20 protein-coding genes are annotated in these 23482 nt (G+C 70.5%); 13 read left to right on the forward strand and 7 right to left on the reverse strand.

The genetic code is table 11. The features are described 5' to 3' along the window. Positions 1-252 precede the first annotated feature (252 nt). A complete protein-coding gene (pstS, locus tag AC1PK7_RS07755; RefSeq protein ID WP_010343974.1) occupies positions 253-1266 on the reverse strand; it encodes a phosphate ABC transporter substrate-binding protein PstS in 1014 nt (337 codons plus the stop codon). A gap of 258 nt (positions 1267-1524) precedes the next feature. Between pstS and AC1PK7_RS07760 the strand changes: the two genes are divergently transcribed. The 4 genes from AC1PK7_RS07760 (at position 1525) to AC1PK7_RS07775 (ending at position 5670) form a co-directional block, all read left to right on the forward strand. After that, positions 1525-2775, forward strand: coding sequence for a porin (locus AC1PK7_RS07760; protein WP_481100392.1), 1251 nt, complete (start codon positions 1525-1527; stop codon positions 2773-2775). A 196-nt stretch (positions 2776-2971) separates the two neighbouring features. Beyond that, positions 2972-3289 carry a hypothetical protein gene (locus tag AC1PK7_RS07765; RefSeq protein ID WP_481100393.1) on the forward strand — a complete coding sequence of 106 codons (318 nt, stop codon included), beginning with the start codon at positions 2972-2974 and terminating at the stop codon, positions 3287-3289. A 106-nt stretch (positions 3290-3395) separates the two neighbouring features. After that, the gene (locus AC1PK7_RS07770; protein ID WP_019801843.1) at positions 3396-4085 is read left to right on the forward strand and encodes a carbonic anhydrase; all 690 of its coding nucleotides are present in this window, start codon (positions 3396-3398) and stop codon (positions 4083-4085) included. A gap of 10 nt (positions 4086-4095) precedes the next feature. Next, complete coding sequence (locus AC1PK7_RS07775) at positions 4096-5670, forward strand: SulP family inorganic anion transporter (RefSeq protein ID WP_481100394.1); 1575 nt, start codon at positions 4096-4098, stop codon at positions 5668-5670. Positions 5671-5947: 277 nt separating this feature from the next. Here AC1PK7_RS07775 and nth read toward each other — a convergent pair whose 3' ends face one another. From nth to AC1PK7_RS07790, 3 genes are read right to left on the reverse strand one after another with little or no spacing between them, the layout of a single operon-like run. Continuing rightward, complete coding sequence (nth, locus tag AC1PK7_RS07780) at positions 5948-6637, reverse strand: endonuclease III (RefSeq protein WP_481100395.1); 690 nt, start codon at positions 6635-6637, stop codon at positions 5948-5950. Beyond that, on the reverse strand, positions 6634-7032 hold the full coding sequence (locus AC1PK7_RS07785; protein ID WP_481100396.1) for a hypothetical protein: 399 nt from the start codon (positions 7030-7032) through the stop codon (positions 6634-6636). The genes nth and AC1PK7_RS07785 overlap by 4 nt, the downstream gene beginning before the upstream one ends. 11 nt (positions 7033-7043) lie before the next feature. Next, on the reverse strand, positions 7044-7826 hold the full coding sequence (locus AC1PK7_RS07790; protein ID WP_481100397.1) for an enoyl-CoA hydratase/isomerase family protein: 783 nt from the start codon (positions 7824-7826) through the stop codon (positions 7044-7046). A 160-nt stretch (positions 7827-7986) separates the two neighbouring features. Here AC1PK7_RS07790 and AC1PK7_RS07795 point away from each other — a divergent pair, with 160 nt between their 5' ends. The 4 genes from AC1PK7_RS07795 to AC1PK7_RS07810 all read left to right on the forward strand — a co-directional run bounded on the left by AC1PK7_RS07795 (position 7987) and on the right by AC1PK7_RS07810 (position 11469). Next, positions 7987-8688 (forward strand): FKBP-type peptidyl-prolyl cis-trans isomerase N-terminal domain-containing protein, encoded by a 702-nt coding sequence (locus AC1PK7_RS07795; RefSeq protein ID WP_010343966.1) that lies wholly within the window; start codon positions 7987-7989, stop codon positions 8686-8688. Positions 8689-8801: 113 nt separating this feature from the next. Next, positions 8802-9602, forward strand: a complete 801-nt coding sequence (locus AC1PK7_RS07800; RefSeq protein ID WP_010343964.1) for an NUDIX hydrolase — start codon at positions 8802-8804, stop codon at positions 9600-9602. After that, a complete protein-coding gene (locus tag AC1PK7_RS07805; protein ID WP_481100398.1) occupies positions 9599-10480 on the forward strand; it encodes a sulfurtransferase in 882 nt (293 codons plus the stop codon). The genes AC1PK7_RS07800 and AC1PK7_RS07805 overlap by 4 nt, the downstream gene beginning before the upstream one ends. An 83-nt stretch (positions 10481-10563) precedes the next feature. Further along, complete coding sequence (locus AC1PK7_RS07810) at positions 10564-11469, forward strand: DUF1684 domain-containing protein (RefSeq protein WP_481100861.1); 906 nt, start codon at positions 10564-10566, stop codon at positions 11467-11469. A gap of 251 nt (positions 11470-11720) precedes the next feature. Here the strand turns inward: AC1PK7_RS07810 and AC1PK7_RS07815 are convergent, their stop codons facing one another. Further along, positions 11721-12296, reverse strand: a complete 576-nt coding sequence (locus AC1PK7_RS07815) for an N-acetylmuramoyl-L-alanine amidase (RefSeq protein WP_481100399.1) — start codon at positions 12294-12296, stop codon at positions 11721-11723. Positions 12297-12318: 22 nt separating this feature from the next. Between AC1PK7_RS07815 and AC1PK7_RS07820 the strand changes: the two genes are divergently transcribed. From AC1PK7_RS07820 to rlmKL, 5 genes are all read left to right on the forward strand, one after another. Beyond that, positions 12319-12810: an MOSC domain-containing protein gene (locus AC1PK7_RS07820; protein WP_010343960.1), complete on the forward strand. Its 492-nt coding sequence runs from the start codon at positions 12319-12321 to the stop codon at positions 12808-12810. Continuing rightward, positions 12807-13334 (forward strand): alpha/beta fold hydrolase, encoded by a 528-nt coding sequence (locus AC1PK7_RS07825; RefSeq protein ID WP_010343959.1) that lies wholly within the window; start codon positions 12807-12809, stop codon positions 13332-13334. The genes AC1PK7_RS07820 and AC1PK7_RS07825 overlap by 4 nt, the downstream gene beginning before the upstream one ends. 14 nt (positions 13335-13348) lie before the next feature. Next, positions 13349-13852 (forward strand): GNAT family N-acetyltransferase, encoded by a 504-nt coding sequence (locus AC1PK7_RS07830; RefSeq protein ID WP_481100862.1) that lies wholly within the window; start codon positions 13349-13351, stop codon positions 13850-13852. 167 nt (positions 13853-14019) lie between these two features. Then, positions 14020-15633, forward strand: a complete 1614-nt coding sequence (locus AC1PK7_RS07835; RefSeq protein WP_481100400.1) for an ABC-F family ATP-binding cassette domain-containing protein — start codon at positions 14020-14022, stop codon at positions 15631-15633. A gap of 271 nt (positions 15634-15904) precedes the next feature. Further along, a complete protein-coding gene (gene rlmKL, locus AC1PK7_RS07840) occupies positions 15905-18079 on the forward strand; it encodes a bifunctional 23S rRNA (guanine(2069)-N(7))-methyltransferase RlmK/23S rRNA (guanine(2445)-N(2))-methyltransferase RlmL (RefSeq protein WP_481100401.1) in 2175 nt (724 codons plus the stop codon). Positions 18080-18306: 227 nt separating this feature from the next. Here rlmKL and AC1PK7_RS07845 read toward each other — a convergent pair whose 3' ends face one another. Both AC1PK7_RS07845 and AC1PK7_RS07850 read right to left on the reverse strand, forming a co-directional pair. After that, positions 18307-19350 carry a response regulator gene (locus AC1PK7_RS07845; RefSeq protein WP_481100402.1) on the reverse strand — a complete coding sequence of 348 codons (1044 nt, stop codon included), beginning with the start codon at positions 19348-19350 and terminating at the stop codon, positions 18307-18309. A gap of 22 nt (positions 19351-19372) precedes the next feature. Continuing rightward, the gene (locus tag AC1PK7_RS07850) at positions 19373-23449 is read right to left on the reverse strand and encodes a CHASE domain-containing hybrid sensor histidine kinase/response regulator (RefSeq protein WP_481100403.1); all 4077 of its coding nucleotides are present in this window, start codon (positions 23447-23449) and stop codon (positions 19373-19375) included. Positions 23450-23482: the final 33 nt, after the last annotated feature.

A 23482-nucleotide genomic window follows, 5' to 3' on the forward strand; every position in this document is an offset into this window, starting at 1 on the left:
GACATCCGGCGGATGCTCGCTATGAAATGATATTTTTGTTACAGCCAGATGACTTGCGGACTGGTTGGCGGACGCCATCACGGGATGCGGCGTTCGCGCCGTCGCGCAGGGCTGCGCGGGGCAGGGGGACTGCCACCCGTCGGCGTGGTGACGGCGCCGCCAGCGGGCACAAAAAAAGACGCGGACCCTGCGGTCCGCGCCTTGGAGTATCGCCGTGCCGGGCGAGCGCGCCGGCACGGGCGAGACGCCGGCTTACTTCATATTCTGCGCCCAGTAGGCTTCGATCTGCTTGACCAGCGGCTCCGGCAGCGGCACGTAGTCCAGCGCCTTGGCCTGCGCCTGGCCCTGCTCGAACGACCACTTGAAGAAGTCCAGCGCGGCCTTCGACGACGCCGGCTTCTTGGCCTTCTTGTACATGATGGCCCAGGTGGTGGCGGTGATCGGCCACGCGTCCTGGCCCGGCGCGTTGGTCATGATCAGGTTGAAGTCCTTGGCCGACTTCCAGTCCGCGGTGGCGGCGGCAGCGGAGAAGGTCTTGTCGTCCGGCATCACGAAACGGCCGGCGGCGTTCTTCATGCCGGCGTAGCTGAGCTTGTTCTGCAGCGCGTAGGCGTACTCGACGTAGCCGATGCCGCCGCGGATCTGCTTGACGTAGGCAGCCACGCCCTCGTTGCCCTTGCCGCCGATGCCGGCCGGCCACTGCACGGCGGTGCCTTCGCCGACCTTGCTCTTCCACTCCGGGCTGACCTTGGACAGGTAGTTGGTGAAGTTGAAGCTGGTGCCCGAACCGTCGGAGCGGTGCACGATGGTGATCTTCAGGTCGGGCAGGGCCAGGCCCGGGTTCAGCGCGGCGATCGCCGGGTCGTTCCACTTGCTGATCTTGCCCAGGAAGATGTTGGCCAGCGTGGTGCCGTCCAGCTTCATCGCGCCCGGGGCCACGCCCGCCACGTTGAACACCGGCACGATGCCGCCGATCACGACCGGGAACTGGCCCAGGCCGAACTTGTCCAGCTCCGCGCCGCTGAGCGGCTTGTCGGAAGCGCCGAAATCGACCGTGGCCGCCTGGATCTGCGCGATGCCGCCGCCGGAACCGATCGACTGGTAGTTGACGCGGTTGCCGCTTTTCTCGGCATAGGCAGCCGACCACTTCGACAGCACCGGATAGACGAAGCTGGAGCCTGCGCCGGTGACATCGGTGGCTTGCGCCGCGAGCGAAAACGTAGCGACCGCGGCGGCTGCCAGCAGTCGGAGCTTGAGGGAACGCATCGGGAGAACTCCTGGAATAGGTGGGAAGCCGGCACCCCTGCCGGCATCGAGTGCATTCCAAGACTTTTTCATGAACGTCTGAAGAAAATCAGATGTCAGTCCGGTGACAGCCTTCCCGGGCGGGGATGCCTTCGTTTCGAAACGAACCTGACTCAAAACCGTCATGTTTTTGACGGAATCTTTACAAATGGTCAGGCCGTCGCACTGGGGCCGCACCGCACCCATCCCACCCTGCCACCACCCATCGGAGACATCCTAATGCGTTCTCATGTTCTCGCCACGGCGATCCTCGCCAGCCTCGGCCTGGCGGCCGCGCCGCAGGCGTTCGCGGCGAAAGCCAAGGCCAGCAGCAACCCGCCCGCCGTCAGCGCTGCCCAGCTGCAGCAGCTGCAGGCCCAGATCGAAGCGCTGCAGACCCAGGTCCAGCAGCTGCAGGCGCAGTCGGAGGCCTTGCAGGCGCAGTCCGACGCGCAGTCGGAAGTGAATGTCGTGCAGGCCCAGGCGACCGAATCGGCGCAGGCCAGCGCCGCCAAGGTCGACAAGCTCGCCAAGCTGGTCAACGACAACAAGATCGGCGGCCGCATGTTCTTCGACCTGACCAACATCGACCGCACCAGCGGCGGCGCCAAGACCGCTGCCAGCGGCACCGGCCTGGACGTCAAGCGCTTCTACCTGACCGTCGACCACAGCTTCAACGAGATCTGGTCGGCCAACCTGACCACGGACTTCCAGTACAGCTCGGCGCTGTCCAACACCCAGCTGTTCGTCAAGAAGGCCTACGTGCAGGGCAAGTTCGACGACGCCTTCGCGCTGCGCATCGGTGCCGCCGACATGCCGTGGGTGCCGTTCGTCGAGAAGTACTACGGCTACCGCTACGTCGAGAACACCCTGACCGACCGCCTGAAGTACGCAAACTCCTCCGACTGGGGCGTGCACGCCTTCGGCGACCTGGGCTCGCAGGTCAACTACGCGATGTCGGTGGTCAACGGCGCCGGCTACAAGAACCCGACCCGCGGCAAGGGCATGGACGTGGAAGGCCGCGTGGCCTACATGCCGATGCAGAACCTGGCCATCGCCGTCGGCGCCTACTCGGGCAAGCTGGGCAAGGAAACCGACATCCTCGACGCGCAGCACGACTACACCCGCGCCGATGCGATGGTCGCCTACGCCGATTCCAACTTCCGTCTGGGCGGCGAGTACTTCCAGGCCAAGAACCTCAACAACGTGCTGACCGCGGCCACCGACAAGTCCAGCGGCTGGTCGGTGTGGGGCAGCGTGGCGCTGACCGACGGCGGCATCAACGCCTTCGCCCGCTACGACAAGACCGACCTGAGCAAGACCATCGACCCGACCCTGGCCGACAAGTACTGGAACGTCGGCGTCGAGTTCCCGGTGCTGAAGAACCTGAAGCTGGCGACCGTGTACAAGTACACGCACCAGGACAACGCCAGCAAGAAGACCGACGTGGAAACCAAGGAATTCGGCGTCTGGGGCGACCTGTCGTTCTGATTCGCGGACGTTCCGCACGGTGTACGGAAGGCGGCGCACTGCGCCGCCTTTCTTTTTTGCGGTGTGACCGCCCGGACCCGCAAGATGGGCGCGGGCCGGGGTGGCTTTCACGGTTCGCGTCGACGGCCGTGGACGATGCAGTGAATTGTGCGGCGCAGCACTTGTCATCGGCGATGCGCCTTCCTACTGTCCAAGCATGCTCGCCCGTCTGTCCATGTTGATGTTGACCGCGTTGCTGGCGCTGTCCGCGATCCGTGCAGGATCGGCCGCGGCGGCGGCACCGGCAGCGCTCTGCGCCAGCGTCTGCGCCAGCGATGTCGACGCCGACCTCGATGGAGTCACGCCCGCGCTGGAAGCGCCCGCCGCCGATCCCGATCCGCACGACGCACCGCTCGCGGTCGCATCCGCGTTGTTTCCGCCGACCCTGCTGATCCAGTCGGTCCTGCCGACGCCACCGGCAGCGCCTTGCCGCAGTTATCGCCGCCCCGCGCTGCGTCCTCCATCCCGGGCCTGACGACTGCATCGCCGCTGGCGGTGCCGATCCTTTGCTTCTGCTGCCTGCGTCTGCGTCGTACCCACTGCGGTGCGGCCTCTCTCCCCCCGTGCCTGGAGATATCCCCATGCAACGTCTGCTCGACGGTTTCCGCCACTTCCGCAACGAGGTCTATCCGCGCCAGCGCGGACTGTTCCGGCAACTCGCCGCCGGCCAGACCCCGCACACGCTGTTCATCACCTGCGCCGATTCGCGGGTGATGCCGGAACTGATGTTCGCCGCGCAGCCCGGCGAACTGTTCGTCTACCGCAACATCGGCAACGTGGTGCCGCCGTACTCGCAGCACGTCAGCGGCGTGGTCGCGGCGATCGAGTACGCGGTGGCGGTGCTGCAGGTCGAGCACATCGTGATCTGCGGCCATACCGATTGCGGCGCGATGAAGGCCGTGCTCAATCCCGCGTCGCTGCAGGACGTGCCGACCGTGGCGGCCTGGCTCAAGCACACCGACAGCGCGCGCCAGGTGGCCGCGCAGCACGGCCATGCCGCGCATGCCGAGGACGCGCTGCACTGCCTGACCGAGGAGAACGTGGTGGCGCAACTGGATCACCTGCGCACGCAGCCGGTGGTGGCGGCGCGGTTGGCGCGCGGCGCGCTGCGCATCCACGGCTGGATCTACGACATCGGCCATGGCGAGATCCGCGCCTTCGACGCCGAGCAGGGGCGGTTCCTGCCGCTGTTGCCGGAAGCGGGCCGGCGCCCGCCCGATGCCACGCCGCCGCCGCGCCTGGCGCCGGTCCTGCGCAACGTCGCCGTCTGAGGAGCCGCCCATGCACACCATGACAGAACACGCTCCGGCCGGCGCCTCCGCGCTGGCCCGTTACCTGCGCGGCGGCGCCTTCGGCCGCGACCTGCTGGCCTCGGTGGTGGTCTTCCTGGTCGCCTTGCCGCTGTGCATGGGCATCGCGATCGCCTCGGGCATGCCGCCGGCCGCCGGCCTGATCACCGGCATCGTCGGCGGCCTAGTGGTCGGGCTGATCGCCGGCTCGCCGCTGCAGGTCAGCGGCCCGGCGGCGGGATTGGCGGTGCTGGTGTTCGAACTGGTCCGCGCGCACGGCGTGGCGGCGCTGGGACCGGTGATCCTGCTGGCCGGCGCGATCCAGCTGCTGGCCGGGTTGTGCCGCGCCGGCGTGTGGTTCCGCATGACCTCGCCGGCGGTGGTTGCCGGCATGCTGTCGGGCATCGGCATCCTGATCGTCGCCTCGCAATCGCACGTGCTGCTGGACGCCGCACCGAAGGCACGCGGCCTGGAGAACTTCGCCGCGTTGCCGGCGGTGCTGTGGCGCGCGCTGGACGCCGGCGTGGGCCGCGCCGCCCTGCTGGTCGGCCTTGGCACCATCGCGATCATGCTGGCGTGGGAACGGCTGCGCCCGCAGCGCCTGCGCTTCGTGCCCGGCGCCTTGCTGGCGGTGGTGGCGATGACCGCGCTGGTGCAGGTGCAGGCGCTGGACGTGCGCAAGGTGGACGTGCCGGCCAACCTGCTCTCGGCGATCCGCGTGCCGAGCCTGGACGACATGCTCGGCGTGCTCGATGCCACGCTGCTGCTGTCGGCGCTCACCTTCGCCTTCATCGCCAGCGCCGAGACCCTGCTGTCGGCGGCGGCGGTGGACCGCATGCACCAGGGGCCGCGCACCCAATACGATCGCGAACTGGCCGCGCAGGGCGTGGGCAACATGCTGTGCGGCTTGCTCGGCGCGTTGCCGATGACCGGGGTGATCGTTCGCAGCGCGGCCAACGTGCAGGCCGGCGCGGCGACGCGTGTGTCGACCATGCTGCACGCGGGGTGGCTGCTGGTGTTCGCGCTGTTGCTGCCATGGCTGCTGCGGATGACGCCGGTGGCGTGCCTGGCCGGCATCCTGGTTTATACCGGGCTGAAGATGGTCAAGCTGGGGCAGGTGCGCGAACTGGCCGCCTACGGTCGCGGCACCGCCGCCATCTACCTGGCGACGACCTTCGCCATCGTCGCCACCGATCTGCTGACCGGCGTGCTGATCGGCTTTGCGCTGTCGCTGTTGCGGCTGGCGCTGCAGCAGTCGCGGCTGACGGTGGGGGTGCATGCGCATGAAGATGCCGGCGACGCGGGCGCGGGCGAGGGGGCCGGCAAGTTGCGCCTGTCGCTGGAGGGCTCGGCCACCTTCCTGCGCGTGCCGACGATGGCGCGGACCCTGGAGCGGCTGCCGCCGAATACCGAGCTGCACCTGGACGTGGCGCGGCTACGCCATGTCGACCACGCGTGCCTGGAACTGCTGCGCGACTGGAGCCGCAACGCCGCGGCCCGCGGCTGCGCGCTGGTGGTGGACTGGAAGGAACTGGACAGACGGGTGGAGGGGCAACGGGCGGCGTAGTCGGTGGCGTGGCCGGCCGTGTTTCCGGTTGGCGATTCGAAGATCTGTAGGAGCGGTTTCAACCGCGACGCGCAGGCGAGGCAGTGTCGGCGGCGGAGACTGTCGCGGCTGAAGCCGCTCCTACACGTGCTGCATCCAGCGAGCGCTTCGGTGGAGGTGTAGGAGCGGTTTCAACCGCGACGAACGCAGCGGCGGACGTCGCGTGTCGTACACGTTGCCGGAGCCGACGGCCCGCAGTTCTGCGCCGGACAAGGCTCCAGACCATCCTGCACGCCGCTCAACCCGGCGTCTTGTCCTTGTACCGGCACAGGTCGCGGATCGCGCACTGCGGGCAGTCGGGCTTGCGTGCCTTGCACACGTAGCGGCCGTGCAGGATCAGCCAGTGGTGCGCGTCGTGCAGGAACTGCGCCGGCACCCGCTTGAGCAGGGAATCCTCGACCGCGCGCACGTCCTTGCCTGGTGCCAGCCCGGTACGGTTGGCGACGCGGAAGATGTGCGTGTCCACCGCCATGGTCGGCTCGCCGAAGGCGGTGTTGAGCACCACGTTGGCGGTCTTGCGGCCGACCCCGGGCAGCGCTTCCAGCGCCGCGCGCGCACGCGGCACCTCGCCGCCGTGCTGCTCGACCAGGATCTTGCAGGTGGCGATGACGTTCTTGGCCTTGGCGTTGAACAGGCCGATGGTGGAGATGTAGCGCTTCAGGCCGTCCTCGCCCAGCGCCAGGATCGCGGCCGGCGTGTTCGCCACCGGATACAGACGACGCGTGGCCTTGTTGACGCCGACGTCGGTGGCCTGCGCCGAGAGGATCACCGCGATCAGCAGTTCGAACGGGCTGCTGTATTCGAGCTCGGTGGTCGGGCTGGGGTTGAGTTCGGACAGGCGCGAGAACAGCTCGTGGATTTCGTCCTTGCTCAGCAGGCGTCCGCGCCGCGCAGGCGGGCTTGCGCTCGTGCTCGCGGTCGCGCTCATCGGCCGCCTCGCTGCGCGGCCTTGGCCTTGGCGCGGGCCAGGATCGCCGCGGCCGCAGCGGGCAGGGCCGACGCGCTCGGTGCGACCGTTGTCGAGGCCGCGCTCGATGCGGCCGGTATCGCCGCCGCACGCCGCGCCTGGCGCGCGTTGGCGCGGCGTTCCAGTCGCGCGGTGCGCGCCCGGTAGCGCGCACGCGCGGCCCAGGCATCGCGCAGGCGCTGCTGCGCGGCGAGCAATTGCGCGCGCAACTGCGGATGTGCCGGGTCCAGGCGATCGTCGCCGGGATCGGTGCCACGGTAGTCCATCAGGCCGCCGTCGATCGCGGCATCCAGATCGTCGTCCAGGATCCAGCGCAGCAACTGCAGCGGCGAGGCGGGAGTGGGGGCGTGCGACATCGTGTGCGGGCTCAGCGGTTGCGGAACTGCGGCGGGCGCCGCTCCAGGAAGGCGCGGGTGCCTTCGCGCATGTCTTCGCTGGAGAACAGCAGGCCGAATTGCGCGGTCTCGTACTCCAGTCCCTGCTCGATCGCGCTTTCGCCGCCGATCTGGATCGCGTCGAGGATGCCGCGCAGCGCCAGCGGCGCGGCATCGGCCAGTTGCTGCGCCAATTTCAGCGTGGTCGCCTGCAGGTCGCCGGCGGCCACCACGCGGTTGACCAGGCCCAACTGCAGCGCGCGCGCCGCATCGATCGGCGCACCGAGCAGGCACAGCTCCAGCGCCGCCGCACGGCCGACCAGCCGCAGCAGGCGCTGGGTGCCGCCGAAGCCGGGGATCAGCCCGAGATTGATTTCCGGCTGGCCCAGGCGCGCGCCGTCGGCGGCCACGCGCAGGTGGCAGGCCATCGCCAGTTCCAGACCGCCACCGAGGGCGAAACCGTTGACCATCGCCAGCACCGGCTTGGGCATGCGCTCGATCCGGCGCATTAGGCGCTGGCCGAGTTGCGAGAAATCGCGGCCCTGCACCGGTGTCAGTTCGTTCATTTCGGCGATGTCGGCGCCGGCCACGAAGGCCTTCTCGCCGGCGCCGGTCAGCACCACCACGCGGATCTGCGGGTCGTCCGCGGCGTCGGCGAAGGCCGTATCCAGTGCCTGCAAAACCTGGCGATTCAAGGCGTTGAGCTTGTCGGCTCGATTCACGGTGAGGATGCGGATCGCACCCTGGGTATCGGCGAGGACCGGCGTGCCGGACATGTGCATTCCTGGTTGTTAAAAAAAAGTAATGGGAACTCTGGGCGGGCCGCACCAGTCAGAGCAGCGTCGTCGGTAGCGGTTCCGCGCCGCGGCGGCTATCCTAACGCGTCATCTCAGGCGGCACGGGCCGCCCTGTGCCACCACCCTGGAGAATTGTTTGATGAAGTTGCGTTCTATTGCGGTCGCTGTCGCGGCCCTCGCCCTGAGCGGCAATGCGTTCGCCCAGGACACCTCGTCCGAGAAGGGCAAGCTGAGCTATTACTTCGGCTACGACTACGGCAACAACCTTGCCGAACTCACCGGCCGCGGCGAGCAGCTCGATATCAATGCGGTGGTGAAGGGCCTGCAGGACGCCTACGCCAAGAAGCAGCCGGCGGTCAGCGCCGACCAGCTGAAGCCGGCGGTGGAGGCGTTCCAGAAGCGCGAGCAGGCCCGCGCCCAGCAGGCCAAGGCCGACTACGAGAAGGCCGCTGCCGAGAACAAGACCAAGAGCGACCAGTTCATGGCCCAGAACAAGGCCAAGGCTGGCGTGCAGACCCTGCCCAGCGGCGTGCAGTACCGCGTGATCGAGGCCGGCACCGGCGCCAAGCCGACCCAGGCCAGCACCGTGCAGCTGGAAGTGGCCGGTCCGTATCCGTTCGGCCAGCGCCCGGCGCAGGCGCGTCCGGCGCAGCAGATCCCGGCGATCAAGGTCAGCGAAGTCGAGATGCAGGCCATGCGCGACACGCTGCTGCAGATGCCGGCCGGCTCCAAGTGGGAAGTGACCCTGCCGCCGGACAAGGCCTACGGTGCCGACCCGCGTACGCCGTTCCCGCCGAATGTGGCGGTGCAGTTCGAGATCAAGCTGGTCAGCGTCAAGTAAGCACGCTGGTTCAGTGCAACACGATTGCGCCGGCAGCGATGCCGGCGCAATTTTTTTGGGCAGGCGACGACGGCGCCGACGAATCGCGCTAGGCTGGCAAGGTGTCGAATCCGATGGATCCCGTTCCGCATGCCCCGCTCACGCCCTGCATCGGTATCTGCCGTCTCGATGCGCAGGGCTATTGCACGGGCTGCCTGCGCAACGGCGACGAAATCGCAGGCTGGCGCCGCATGAGCGACGCCGAACGCCGCCGCTACATGGACGAGGTGCTGCCGGGCCGCGGCTGGTCGCCGTCGCCGGGGCAGCGCCTGGCCGAACGCGCGCATCTGCTGCGCGCGCTGCATCCGTTGCAGCAGCCGCCGACGGGGCCGGGCTGGAACCACCACGAACTGCAGGATCTGCTGCCGGACGGCGCGCCGGTGGAAGCGGCGGTGCTGGCCGGCCTGGTGCCGCGCGCCGACGGCACCCACGTGCTGCTGACACGGCGCACCGACAGCCTGCGTCACCACGGCGGCCAGGTCAGTTTTCCCGGCGGCCGCATCGAGGCCAGCGACGCCGATGCGGTGGCCGCGGCGCTGCGCGAGAGCGAGGAAGAGATCGCCCTGGCGGCGTCCCAGGCCGAGCCGCTGGGGTATCTGGATCCGTTCGTCACCATCAGCGGCTTCCGGGTGATGCCGGTGGTCGCGGCGATCGATCCGCGCTTCGTGCCGCAGCCGCATCCGGGCGAAGTGGCCGAGGTGTTCGAAGTGCCCTTGGCCTATCTGATGGCGCCGGACAACCTGCGCAGCATCGAGACCGATTACCGCGGACGCCCGCGCGTCGTGCTGGAGTACGGCTGGCCCGGCCAGCGGATCTGGGGCGCGACCGCGGCGATCCTGCTCAACCTGCGCCGCCGACTGGAGCAAGCCGCATGACCGCAACGTCCCTCGAATGGCACACCCTGGTGGAGGCGCCGGCACTGGCCGCCACGCTCGGCGATCCCGCGCTGCGCCTGGTCGATGCGCGGTTCGTGCCGGCGGCGCTGCTCGATCCTGCCGCGGCCGCGGCCGCGCGCGCGGCCTATGTGCAGTCGCACCTGCCCGGTGCGGTCTACGCCGATCTGAACGCGGATCTGTCCGATCTCGGCCGTCCCGGCCTGGGCCGGCACCCGTTGCCGGACGATGCGGCCTTCGCGCGCACCCTGGGGCAATGGGGCATCGGCCCGCAGCACCAGGTGGTGGTCTACGACGCCGGCGACGGCAGCATGGCCGCCGCCCGCTTGTGGTGGATGCTGGGCCTGCTCGGCCATCGCCGCGTCGCCGTGCTCGACGGCGGCCTGGCCGAATGGCGCCGGCTGGGCCTGCCGGAAACCGACGCGGCCTCCGCGCCGTCGCCGCTGCCGCCGTATCCGCAGGCGTTCGATGCGGCGCGCATCGTCTCCGCCGAGGAGGTCGCCGCGCGTCTGCACGAGGCGCCGGGCTGGTTGCTGGATGCGCGCCCCGGCGAACGCTTCCGTGGCGAGGTGGAGCCGATCGACCCGCTGCCCGGGCACGTGCCCGGCGCGCTCAACCGGCCGCTGGCGCAGAACCTGCGGGACGGCCGCCTGCGCCCGGCGCAGGAACTGCGCGCGGAACTGCAACCGTTGCTGCAGGGGCGCGATCCACGCGAGGTGGTGCTGATGTGCGGTTCCGGCGTCACCGCCTGCCATCTGCTGCTGGCGCTGGAGCATGCCGGCCTGCACGGCGCGCGCGTGTACGCCGGCTCCTGGAGCGGCTGGATCGCCGATCCGGCGCGTCCGCGCGCCGTCGGCTAGGGCCGCGGCGCACACCGAACGCATGCACGATGGCACGCGACAGGGGCGGCACCATGCGCTGGCGTGAGGCCTGCGGGCTGGCGATGCTGCTGGGTCTGGTCGCCTGCGGCGACCGACGCGCATCGGTCGATGGCGCCGATGCCTCGCCGCGCGCGCAATCGGCCACGCATTATCGCGAGGCGGTGGAGCGCAACCGCGCGCAGCGCCTGGCGACGTTGCGCGCGCCGTCTGGCTGGTTGAGTTTCACCGGCTCCGGGCGGTTGCACAGCGGCGAGCACCGGGTCGGCAGCGCACCGGACAACGACGTGCAGTTGCCGGCCGGTCCGGCGCATCTGGGCATGCTGCAGGTTGACCTGCAGGAGGGCGTGCATTTCCAGCCCGCCGCGGACGCGACGGTGCAGGTGAACGGCCAGCCGTTCGCCGGTGGCCGCCTGGAGACGGACGCGGCGCACGACACCCAGACCCGGCTGGCGCTGGGGGCGCAGGAGTTCTACGTGGTGCGCACCGGCAACCTGTTCGGCTGGCGCTTCCGCGATCCGCACGCGCCGGCGCGCGCGCGCTTCCGCGGCATCGACTACTTCCCGATCGATCCGCAGTGGCGGGTGGTGGCCGACTGGCATCCGGTGCCGGCGCCGCAGGCGATGGTGTTGCTCACCTCGATCGGCACGCCGCAGCCGCTGGCCCTGGTCGGCAGCGCCGAGTTCGTGCTGCGGGGGCGGCGCTACAAGCTGCGGGTCCTGCGCGACGGCGCCAGCCAGCGCCTGTTCCTGCCGTTCTCCGATCGCACCAGCGGCCGCGAGAGCTATGGCGGCGCCCGTTATCTGTTCGTGCCGGCGCCGCAGGGCGACCGCATCGTGCTGGATTTCAACCTGGCGCAGAACCCGCCGTGCGCATTCACCCCGCACGTGGTGTGTCCGCTGGCGCCGGTGGGCAATCGCCTGGACGTGCCGGTGACCGCCGGCGAGAAGAACTACGTCGGCGCGCACTGAGCGCGTGCGGAACATCTCGTAGGAGCGGCTTCAGCCGCGACGGGGCCGTTCCCGTTGAAACCCGTCGCGGCTGAAGCCGCTCCTACAGGCGCTTTCAGTCGTGAGGAGAGGTGCCCTTAGGGGCGACTAGGCAGTCGCGGTGACGCCCGGTCGCGGCTGAAGCCGCTCCTACGGGAGCGTGCGAATGCGACGCTGTCTGCTTCTGCATCGCGGCCCGAATCGACCGTTCCAATCCACCGCCTTCAACGAGATCACGCAGGCGGCGCATACGGCGCCAGCGCCACCGCCTCCAGCACCTGCGGCCAGGGGAAGCGCGGCCCCGGATCGCGCTTGCGCTGCACCTGCCGCGTCGGATCGTCGCTGGCCGGTTCCAGGCTGCGGTCCAGCGCCTCGTGTCCGGCGATGTGGCGCAGCTGCGGCAACTCCGCGCGCAACTGCTGCAGCAAGCGGATCAGCGCCTGGATCTGCGCCGGGGGGTAGTCTTCGCACATCGCCTGGTGGCGCGAATCCAGCCACAGCGGATAGCGCCCGCGGTTGACCAGTTCGATGCCCAGCGACTGCGGGTTGTAGCCGCGCACGTGATGCGCGATGCGCTCCGCGGGTACGTAGCGGTGCACGCTGCCGTCGCGGTCGATGTAGAAGTGGCCGCTGTTGCCGGTGCCCGATGGATACAGCACACGCTCGCCGTACAGGCGCGCGCTGGCCAGGTCCGGCAACTCGGTGCAGTGGATCACCGCCAGCGTGATGCTGTCCGGCGCGCGCTCCTGCAGCAGGCCGACATAGGGCAGGGGCGCATCGTGGATCGGCAACGGCGGGGTAGGCGACATGCGCGGATGCTAGCATTCGCCGATGACCCTGAATTCCGAAAGTCCGCTGGCGACCCTGCTGGCCACACTGCCGCGCGCCGGACGCGTGGAATGGATCGGCCTGCGTCCGGCGCGCGATGTGCCGATGCACGAAGTCGACGCCGCCACCGCGCAGACCGAGGGCGGCCTGCACGGCGACCGCTACGCCGGCCGCAACGGCAAGCGCGGCGTGACCCTGATCCAGGCCGAACACCTGCCGGCGATCGCCGCGCTGGCCGGCCATGCGGCGGTGGCGCCGGCGACCCTGCGGCGCAACGTGGTGGTCTCCGGCATTCCGCTGATCGCCCTGAAGGGGCGCCGCTTCCGCATCGGCGAGGTCGAACTGGAAGGCATCGCGCCGTGCGATCCGTGCTCGCGCATGGAGCAGGCGCTGGGGCCGGGCGGCTACAACGCCATGCGCGGCCACGGCGGCCTGTGCGCGCGCATCGTGCAGGGCGGCACGCTGCGGTTGGGCGATGCGGTGGTGGCGCTGTGAGCCGCGGTCACTGCATCCTTTCGCACGGTTTCGAGAGCGGGCCGGACGCGATCAAGGTGACCGCGCTGGCCGAGGTCGCGGAGCGCCTGGGCTGGAGCCATTCGCGCCCGGACTACACCGACCTGGATGCGCGCCGCGACATCAGCCCGCTCGGCGACGTGCCGACCCGCCTGCAGCGTCTGCTGGAACTGGCGCAGGCGGCGGCGCAGCGCGGGCCGCTGGTGCTGGCCGGCTCCAGCCTCGGCGCCTACATCGCTGCGCAGGTGTCGCTGCACGTGCCGGTGCGCGGCCTGTTCCTGATGGTGCCGCCGACGCGGATGGGGCACATGCCGGCGCTGGACGCGGCGCCGGTGCCGACCTCGGTGGTGCACGCCTGGCGCGACGAACTGATTCCCGCCGCCGAGGTGATCGCGTGGGCGCAGGCGCGCGCTGCGCGGCTGCTGCTGGTCGACGACACGCATCGCCTGGGCGAGCACGTGGCGACCTCGGCGCAGGCCTTCGCCGAGCTGCTGGAGCGCCTGTGAGCGCAGCCGACGACATGCTGTTGCGCGCCGAGCGGCCGGCCGACGCGGCGGCGATCGAGGCGCTGACCCTGGTCGCCTTCTTCCGCGTCGCGCACAGCCGCCACGACGAGCAGGACATCATCGAACGGCTGCGCGCGGACGGCGCGCTGACCCTGTCGCTGGTGATCGAGCACGAGGGCTACGTGGTCGGCCACGTGGCGGTGTCGCCGGTGAGCCTGTCCGACGGCAGCCGCGGCTGGTACTGCCTGGGCCCGCTGTCCGTTGGGCCGGGCCATCAACGCCAGGGCCTGGGCGCGCGGCTGGTGCGCGAGGCGCTGGCGCAGTTGCAGGCGCTGGGCGCGGCCGGCTGCGTGGTGCTGGGCGATCCGGCGTACTACGCGCGCTTCGGCTTCCGCCCGGAGCCGGGGCTGACCCTGCCGGGCGCACCGGTCGAGGCCTTCCAGGCGCTGGCCTTCGGCGAGCGCCTGCCGCCGATGGCCGAGGTGGAATACCACCCGGCGTTCCTGTCCGCGCCCTGAGCCCGCGCAGCGCGATCTCGCCCGGCGCGGGTTGGATGCGCTAGCATCGTCCCGCACCTTCATCGAGGATCTACGCCGATGCGCCATTGATGCCGCCGTCTTCGCGACGGCCTTCGTCCTTCCTGCCGAGCGATCGGCGGGCACGACCGGCATCCATGGAGGTTCCCATGACGCATCCGCTGCTTGCGCTGGACAGCGCGACGTACCTCCTGCCCGATGGCAGGACCCTCTTTTCCGATCTGCACTTCGCGCTCGATGCGCGGCCTACTGGCCTGGTGGGCCGCAACGGCGTCGGCAAGAGCGTGTTCGCGCGCCTGCTCGCTGGCGAACTGACACCCAGCGCCGGACGCTGCGTGCGCCACGGTCGCCTGCATTACGTGCCGCAGCAGATCGCGCCGGCGCCGCATGCCACCGTCGCCGACCTGGCCGGCGTGGGCGCGGCGTTGCGGGCGCTGGCCCGGATCGAGGCCGGCAGCGCCGACGCGGCGGATTTCGACGCGCTCGGCGAGCGCTGGGACATCGCCCAGCGCCTGCAGGCGCACTTGCACGCGCACGACCTCGGCGCGCTGGAGCCGCACCGCCTCGCCGCCACGCTCAGCGGCGGCGAGGCGATGCGGGTGGCGCTGATCGGCGCCTGGCTGGCCGAGGCCGATGCGCTGATCCTGGACGAGCCGACCCTGCACCTGGACGCGGCGCAGCGGCAGCGCCTGCGCGAGGCGCTGCAGCGCTGGCCGGGTGGCCTGCTGGTGATCAGCCACGATGCGCTGCTGCTGCAGGACGTGCAGCGCACGCTGGAACTGTCGCCCGCCGGGCTGCGCGACTACGGCGGCGACTACGCGTTCTACCTGCAGTGCCGGGCACGCGAGCGCGACGCCGCGCAGGCCGAACTGGCCCAGCACAAGCTGCAGCACGCGCGCGACAACGCCGCCTGGCAGGCGCAGCACGAGCGACAGCAGCGGCGCAGTGCGCGCGGGCGGCAGCAGGCAGGCGCGGCCAATCAGGCGCCGATCCTGCTCGGCCGGCAGAAACAGCGCAGCCAGGACAGCGCCGGCAAGCGCGTGCGCGACCATCAGGCCACGCAGGCGCGCAGCCTGGCACGCATCGCCGAGGCCGCGCGCCAGGTGCAGCCGGATGCGCCGGTGGCGCTGTTCGCGCCGCCGCCGGCCGATGCGGCCAACCGTCGCCTGGTCGAGCTGCAGGCAGTGCGGCTGCCGTTCGCACCGGCGACGCGGCAGCCGCTGGACCTGGTGGTGCAGGGCGGCGCACGCATCGGCGTGGTCGGGGCGAACGGCAGCGGCAAGTCAACCCTGCTGCGGCTGCTGGCCGGGCAGGTGGCGGCGCTGTCCGGCACCTGCCGGGTCCGCGCCGCCAGCGCCTACCTGGACCAGTCGTTGGCGGCGCTGGACCCGGACGCCACCGCGCTGGCGCAGGTGCACGCCGCCGCGCCCGGCGTGGCGCTCGCCGACTTGCGCACGCGGCTGGCCTTGCTCGGCCTGGATGCGCAGCGCATCGGCGTACCCTGCGGCCAGCTCAGCGGCGGCGAGCGGCTGAAGACCGCGCTGGCCTGCGCCTTCTACCGCACGCCGCCGGCCGAACTGCTGTTGCTGGACGAGCCGGACAACCACCTGGACCGCGAGGCCCGCGACGCCTTGCGCGCCGTGCTGTTGCAGTATCCCGGCGCGCTGCTGGTGGTGTCGCACGATGCGGACTTTCTCGACGCATTGCGCCTGCAGCAGCGCTTGCAGGCCGACGTCGCGGCGTGGCGGCTGACGCCGTGGTGAGTGGATGCGGCGGCAGCGTCGCGGTCGGCCTTGGGGAGGGCGTGCGCGGCGGGCGCTCATCGGCCGACGTCTTGGCGCGGGCGGGGCGGCCGGAGCCGCTGTGCTATTCTGCGCCGCGTTTCGATGGCGTGCGTGGGCGTCCTGTTGCGCGCGACGCGCCCCGCCGTCGCAGGCGCTGCGCAACCGCCCGCAGTCTGTCGTGCGCCTTGGATGGCCCTTGCGGCCGTCGCGGCTGTCGCGCCCTTTTCCCGTCCCTTGTGGTCCGCCTTCCGTGAAATTCTTCGTCTCCTGCGCCAAGGGCCTGGAATACCTGCTCGTCGATGAACTGCTCGCGCTCGGCGTGGCGCAGGCCACCGCCACCGTCGCCGGGGTCAATGCCGAGGGCAGCCTGCAGGACGCGCAGCGCGCGGTGCTGTGGTCGCGCCTGGCCAGCCGTGTGCTGTGGCCGTTGCAGTCCTTCGACTGCCCCGACGAGGCGGCGCTGTACGCCGGCGTGGCTGCGCTGCCGTGGCGCAGCCATCTGGCGCCGCAACACACCCTGGCGGTGGATGCGCATGTGTCCGGCACCGGCATCACCCACGCGCGCTTCGCCGCGCAGCGGGTCAAGGATGCGGTGGTGGACACGCTGCGCGGCGAGGGCCTGGAGCGGCCGTCGGTGGACGTGGAGCACCCGGACCTGCGCCTGAACCTGTCGCTGCGCAAGGGCCGCGCCACGCTGTCGGTGGACCTGGGCGGCGGCTCGCTGCACCGGCGCGGCTGGCGCCAGGCGCAGAACGAGGCGCCGCTGAAGGAGAACCTGGCCGCTGCGGTGTTGCTGCGCGGGCAGTGGCCGGCGCTGTATGCGCAGGGCGGTGGGCTGCTCGATCCGATGTGCGGCAGCGGCACGCTGCTGATCGAAGGCGCGCTGATGGCCGCCGATGTCGCGCCGGGCCTGCTGCGCGGCGAGCTGGCGGCGCAGCAGCGCGGCGATAGCGATGCCGATGCCGCGCCGAGCCGCTGGCTGGGGTTCGACGTGGCGGCCTGGCGCACGCTGCTGGCCGAGGCGCGGCAGCGTGCCCAGGCCGGCCGCGCCGCATTGCGGCCGGTGCTGTACGGCAGCGACCTCGACCCGCATGCGCTGCGCGCGGCGCGCGAGAACGCGCAGGCCGCCGGCGTGGCCGAGGCGATCGCCTTCGCCGTGCACGACGTCGCCGCGTTGCCTGCGCCGGCGCAGGCGCTGGGCACGGTGGTGTGCAACCCGCCCTACGACGAGCGCCTGGCCGCCGACGCGGCGCTGTACCGGCGCCTGGGCGATGCGCTCAAGCGCGCGGTGCCGCAGTGGCGCGCCAGCCTGCTGTGCGGCAGCGACGAACTGGCCTATGCCACCGGCCTGCGTGCGGCCAAGAAGTACCAGATGTTCAACGGCGCGCTGGAGTGCCCGTTGATCGTCTGCGACCCGATCGCGGTCGCGCCGCGCGCCGGCGCCACCGAGGAACCGCGCGCGCTCAGCGACGGTGCGCAGATGGTGGCCAACCGCCTGCGCAAGAATCTGCGCAAATTCAAGACCTGGCGCGCGCGGGCGGGGATCAGTTGCTACCGCGCCTACGACGCCGACCTACCCGAGTACGCGGCGGCGATCGACGTGTACCAGGAGGACGGCGGCCAGGCGCGCACCTTCCTGCACGTGCAGGAATACGCGGCGCCGGACAGCATTCCCGACGCGGACGTGCGCCGCCGTCGCAACGAACTGCTGGCGGCCGCGCGCGAAGTGTTCGCGGTGCCCGCCGAACAGGTGGCGCTGAAGACCCGCGAGCGCGGCAAGGGCGGCAGCAAGTACGGCCGTTTCGAGCAGCGCGGCGAGTTTTTGGTGGTGCGCGAGCACGACGCGCTGCTGCGGGTGAACCTGTTCGACTACCTGGATACCGGGCTGTTCCTCGATCACCGTCCGCTGCGCGGGGTGATGGCGCAGCAGGCGCGCGGCAAGCGCTTCCTCAACCTGTTCTGCTACACCGGCGTGGCCAGCGTGCAGGCGGCGGTGGCCGGCGCCGATTCCACCACCAGCGTCGACCTGTCCGGTACCTACCTGCAGTGGTGCGCCGACAACCTGGCGTTCAACGGCAAGGGCGGCGCCCAGCACCGGCTGGTGCAGGCCGACGCGCTGAGCTGGCTGGAGGCGGAGAAGAACCGCTACGACGTGATCTTCTGCGACCCGCCGACCTTCTCCAACTCCGCGCGCGCCGAGGATTTCGACATCCAGCGCGAGCACGTGCGGCTGTTGCGCGCGGCGGTGGCGCGGCTGATGCCCGAGGGCGTGCTGTACTTCTCCAACAACTTCCGCCGCTTCAAGCTGGACGAGAACGCGCTGGCCGAGTTCGCGGTGTGCGAGGAGATCAGCGCGCAGACCCTCGATCCGGACTTCGAGCGCAACCCGCGCATCCATCGCGCCTGGCGTTTGCAGCGGCGCTGAGCGCGCGCCGCGTCGTGCGTTTTTCTGTAGGAGCGGCTTCAGCCGCGACAGGCTTTACCGGTAACGCCCATCGCGGCGCGTAGTGCGCTGTTCCTTCTCCATCCGGGAGAGGGTGCCCCAAACGGGCGGGTGAGGGGACGGGCGAAGCCTCGTGTCCTCCATCTTTGCGAGTCGCTTCGCGTCGTACCCTCACCCCAACCCCTCTCCCGGGGGGAGAGGGGCTTATATCAACTGCCGTGATGCCGCAGCGCGGCCTGCGCCTTGCCGCGTGACGGGGCGTCGTCCTCGCCCTCGCGTTCGTTCCAGTACGCCTGGATCTGCAGGATCTGCGGCAGGATCGCCTCGAACAACGCGACCAAGCGTGGCTCGAACTGGCTGCCGGATTTGTCGCGGAACAGTTCCATCGCCTGCTCCAGCGTCCACGGCGCCTTGTACGGGCGCGGCGAGGTGAGGGCATCGAACACGTCCGCCACTGCCACGATCCGCGCCGATTCGGGAATCTGCGTGCCGGACACGCCGGCCGGGTAGCCGCCGCCGTCCCAGTGCTCGTGGTGGTACAGGGACACCTCGGCGGCGAGACGGAACAGCGGCGCGCTGCTGCGGCTGAGGATGTCGTAGCCGATCCGCGGGTGCCGCTTCATCACCTGCCACTCGTCCGCATCCAGCGGCCCGGGCTTTTTCAGCACCGCATCGGGGATGCCGATCTTGCCGGTGTCGTGCATCGGCGCGGCCTGTTCCAGCAGGTTGGCGTCCTCGCGCGACCAGCCCGCGGCCAGCGCCAGCGCGCGGGCGTAGGCGGCCATGCGCCAGATGTGGGTGCCGGTGTCCGAGTCGCTGTAGTGGCCGGCCATGCCCAGCATCTCGATCGCGGCGCGATGGCTGTCGGCCAGGCTGGCGGCGCTGACCAGCGACAGGTGGGTGCGCACCCGCGCGCGCAGGATGCTGGGCGAGTACGGCTTGGTGATGTAGTCGACGCCGCCGGCGTCGAAGCCGATGCTCTCGTCGGCGTCCTTGTCCTTGCCGGTCACGAAGATGATCGGGATCGCCGCGCTGCGCGCATCCTCCTTGAGCGTGCGGGCGAGGGTATAGCCGTCGACGTCGGGCAGGTCGACGTCGAGCAGGATCAGCGACGGGCGATGCTTGGCCACGCCGCGCAGCGCTTCGGCGCCGTTCTTGGCGAACACCAGCGCGTAGTCTTCGCGCAGGAGCTGCCGGATCAGCGCCAGGTTGCTGGGTTCGTCGTCGACACAGAGAATGCACGGCTGGGTCATGGTGGTGTCTCGTTACGCGCGCTCAGTCATGTGCCTCGGCCAGCCATTGCCTGACCTTGGCCTCGGCCTCACGGAAGGAAAAGTTCTCCAGCAACTGCTGCAGTTCGGCGGTGTGCGCCGCCGGCAGGACCGCGGCCAGTTGCCGCAGCGTGTGGTCGATGCGGTCCGGATCGTCGCTGTCCAGCACCTGCAGCACCTGGTACCAGGACGCCTGCAACGTCGCCGGGTCCACCGCTGCGTCGGTTGCCGCCGCAGGCGTGGTGGCGATCTGGGTGGCGTCGGCGAAGCGCAGCACTTCGGCGGCGGTGTCGGCCATCGCCGCGGCCAGCGCCGCGATCTCCCCCGCGGCCTCCGCTGGCGCCGTGCTCAGGCGTTCCTCGAGGGCGGCGCTGGCGACGCTCAATGCCGGCAATGCCAGCGATCCGGCCGAGCCGCGCAACTTGTGCGCAAGCGAGACCGCTTCGCCCGGTCGCTGCGCGTCCAGCAGGGCGCGCACGCTCGCCGCCGGGTCGGAATATTCCTGCAACAGCTTCAGCAGATAGCGCCGGTACGGATCGCGCTCGCCCCAGAGCCGCTGCGCCTGGACGGTATCGAGCAATGCCGGGTCGCTGACCGGCCAGTCGTCCATCGGCAGCGCCGACGGCGGCAGCGCCAGCGGCAGCAGCGGCAGCGCGGCCAGGTTCGGCGGCAGATAGCGGCGGATGATCGCGATCAGGTCCTCCACCTGGAACGGTTTGGCGATGAAGTCGTTCATGCCGCTGGACAGCGCCATTTCCTGCTGCTGGCGATAGGCGCCGGCGGTCAGGGCGATCACCGGCACGCTGGCCAGCTCCGGGTCGGCGCGCAGTTGCCGGGTGGCTTCGTAGCCGTCCATGGTCGGCATCTGCACGTCCATCAGCACCACGTGGAAACGACCGGGATCGCGCCGTAGCCGCTGCAGCGCCTGGGCGCCGTCCTGCGCCAGGTCGACCACCGCGCCTTCGCCTTCGAGGATGCGTTGCGCGACCTCGCGATTGATGTCGCTGTCGTCGACCACCAGCAAGCGGGCACCGGCCAGGCGCGCGACGCCGTCGCCGGGCGCTGGTGCGGGCAGCTCGCCGTTGCGGCGCGCCAGCAGCATGGCGATGGTGCGCTGCAGGGCCGAGGCGGTGACCGGCTTGGTCATCACCGCATCCACGTCGGCCACGCCGGGCTGCTGCTCCTGGATCATGCGCCGCTCGTAGGCGGTGACCATGACGATGATCGGCTGCCGGTCCGGCGCCGATTGCGCGCGAATGCGCTGGGCCACGCTCAGTCCGTCCAGGTCGGGCATGCGCCAGTCCAGCAGGATCACGTCAAACTCGTCGCGTTCCGGCGCGGCCGCAGCCACTGCGGCGGTGCCGCTGGACACCGCTTCCACCTGCCAGCCGAACCCGTTGGCGATATCGGTCAGGCTGCGCCGCACCAGCTCGTGGTCGTCGGCGATCAGCACCCGTCGCGCCTGCGCCGGTGCGTCGTCGTCGGCCGCTGCCGGCGCCACCGCGAACGGAATGACGAAGTAGAAATCGCTGCCCTGGCCGGGTGCGCTCTGCACTTCCAGTTGCCCGCCCATCAGCTCCACCAGGCGCCGGCTGATGGTCAGGCCCAGGCCGCTGCCGCCGTAGCGGCGGCTGGTGGAGGTGTCGGCCTGCAGGAACGGCGAGAAGATCAGGCTCTGCTTCTCGCGCGCGATGCCGATGCCGGTGTCGCGCACCGAGAACAGCAGCTTGAGCTTGCCGGGTTCGGCGCCGGGGAAGGCGCGCACTGACAGCACCACCTCTCCCTGTTCGGTGAACTTGATGGCATTGCCCACCAGGTTGATCAGCACCTGGTTCAGGCGCAGCGCGTCGCCTTGCAGCCAGCGGCAGCCCGGCGGCAGCGGCTCGACGATCATCTCCACCGGCTTGGCGCTGGTCGCCGAGGTCATCAGCGCGGCGATGTTCTCCAGCAGTTCGTTGAGGTCGAACGGCGCCGATTCAAGGTCGATGCGCCCGGACTCGATCTTGGAGAAGTCGAGGATGTCGTTGATGATCTCCAGCAGGTTGCGTGCCGACAGCTCGATCTTCTGGATCATGTCCTGCGCCGCCTGCGACAGGGCGCTGTGCCGCAGCAGGTACAGCATGCCCAGGATCGCGTTCATCGGCGTGCGGATCTCGTGGCTCATGTTGGCCAGGAAATCGCTCTTGGACTGGTTGGCGGTTTCGGCCGCGTCGATCGCCAGGCGCAGCTCGCGCTCGTGGCGCTTCTGCTCGGTCAGGTCGACGGCGATGCCGAGATAGCCGATCACCCGGTCGTCGTCGTCGCGCAGCGTGCTCAGGGTGAGCAACACCGGGAAGGCATGGCCGTCCTTGCTCAGGTAGGTCCATTCGCGGGTGTCGCTGCGTCCCAATGTGGACAGCGCCGCCACCGATTCGAACGAGGGCTGCACCGACATGCCCGACTGCGTGGCCATGCGTTCGGCACGCGCGGCCAGTTGCTCCGGATCCAGGAACAGGCCGGTGGCCTTGCGTCCGATCAGTTCGTGCGCGGCGTAGCCGAGCAGGGTCTCGGCGGCCGGGTTGAACAGGGTGATGACGCCGTCCGGGTCGGTGGCGACGATCGCGTAACCGGCATTGGCCAGGATCGCGCGTTGCAGCGCCGAATAGGTGACCAGTTCGCTGGTGCGCTCGGCCACCTGCTGTTCGAGCGTGGCATTGAGTTCCAGCACCCGCGCCTGCGCGCGCACCTGCTCGGTGACATCGTGCAGCAGGTGCGAATGGCCGATGGTGCCGCCGCCGGTGCCGACGATCGGCGAGACGCTGGCCAGCACGCTGACCGCATGGCCGTCGCGGTGGAGCAGTTCGCGCACGCCGTCGCCGCCGTTGGCCGGATCGCGGATCTGCGCGCCCAGCAACTGCTGCAGCGGCTGGCCGATGGCCTGCTCCGGGGTGTAGCCGAAGATGCGCATGGCCGCCGGGTTCCAGTGGGTCACCCGGCCGTGCAGGTCTTCGGCGACGATCGCCTCGCTGGTGCCGGCGACCAGCGCGGCCAGTTGGCTCTGCTCGCTGAGGATCAGGTCGCGGCGGCGCAGGCTGGTCAGGAACACGTACAGCAGCGCGGCCAGCAGCAGCGCGATGCCGGCGGCCAAGCCGCCAGCGAGCAGCGGGGAGACTTGATCCAGCGAACGCACGAAGCCCGGCGTGGCCTGCGTCCCGATCCGCCACTGGCGGCCGTACACGTCGAGGGTGCGCTCGGCGGCCGGCCCGCCGGCCAGGATCGGCGTGGCGTCGTCGCGGTAGAACGGCTTTGCCGGGTCATGGCTGTCGGCCAGGCTCAGGCGCAGCTCGTTGCTGTGATCGTCGGAGGAGGCCAGCACCTCGGCGATGTTCAGCGGTGCATAGGCCCAGCCGGTGGTGGCCTGCCAGCGCTGCTCCGGGGTCTGCAGCGGCATGCCTTCGCGGTAGATCGGCAGCAACAGCAGGAAGCCGCCGTTGCCCAGTCCTGGGGCCTGCACCAGGCGGATCGGTGCGGTGATGGTGGGCGCGCCGGAGCGCGCTGCGGCGATCGCCGCGGTGCGCCGCGCCGGCTCGGAGGCGATGTCGAAGCCTTGCGCTGCGTTGTTGGAGCGCACCGGCTGGATGTAGACGATGACGAAACGGTCGCCGTCGTGCGGTGCAACTTCGCCGATCTGCAGGGACGGCGCGCCGTCGGCGCGGGCCTGCTGCAGGAACGCCGCCTCGTCCGCGCGCGGCACCCGCTGGATGTAGCCGAAGCCGCGCACGCCGGGAAACTCGCGCAGGTAGTCGCGCGAGGCGCTGTAGCGGGCGAAACGCTCGCGCGAGATGTGCTCGCCGCCAGCGGCGATCACCGCGCCGCGCGCGCCGCGCAGGCCGTGCTCGTACATGTCCAGGCGTTGCCGCAGGTCGCTGGCCACGTGCGAGGCCAGTTGATCGAAGCGCGCCTGCGCCTGGGTGCGATTGCGCTGCTGCACGCCGTGCGCGATCAGCAGCGCGGCGAGCAGCCCGACGGCCAGCACGGCCAGGGCGGCGAGCCGCGCCGGACGCGCAGGGCCGGCGACGGGTGTCCGGCGTTGATTCGACATGCTCCCCCTTCCTTTGGCGAACGCGCGAGCGGC

The sequence above is a fragment of the Xanthomonas sp. NCPPB 3174 genome (assembly GCF_056725205.1).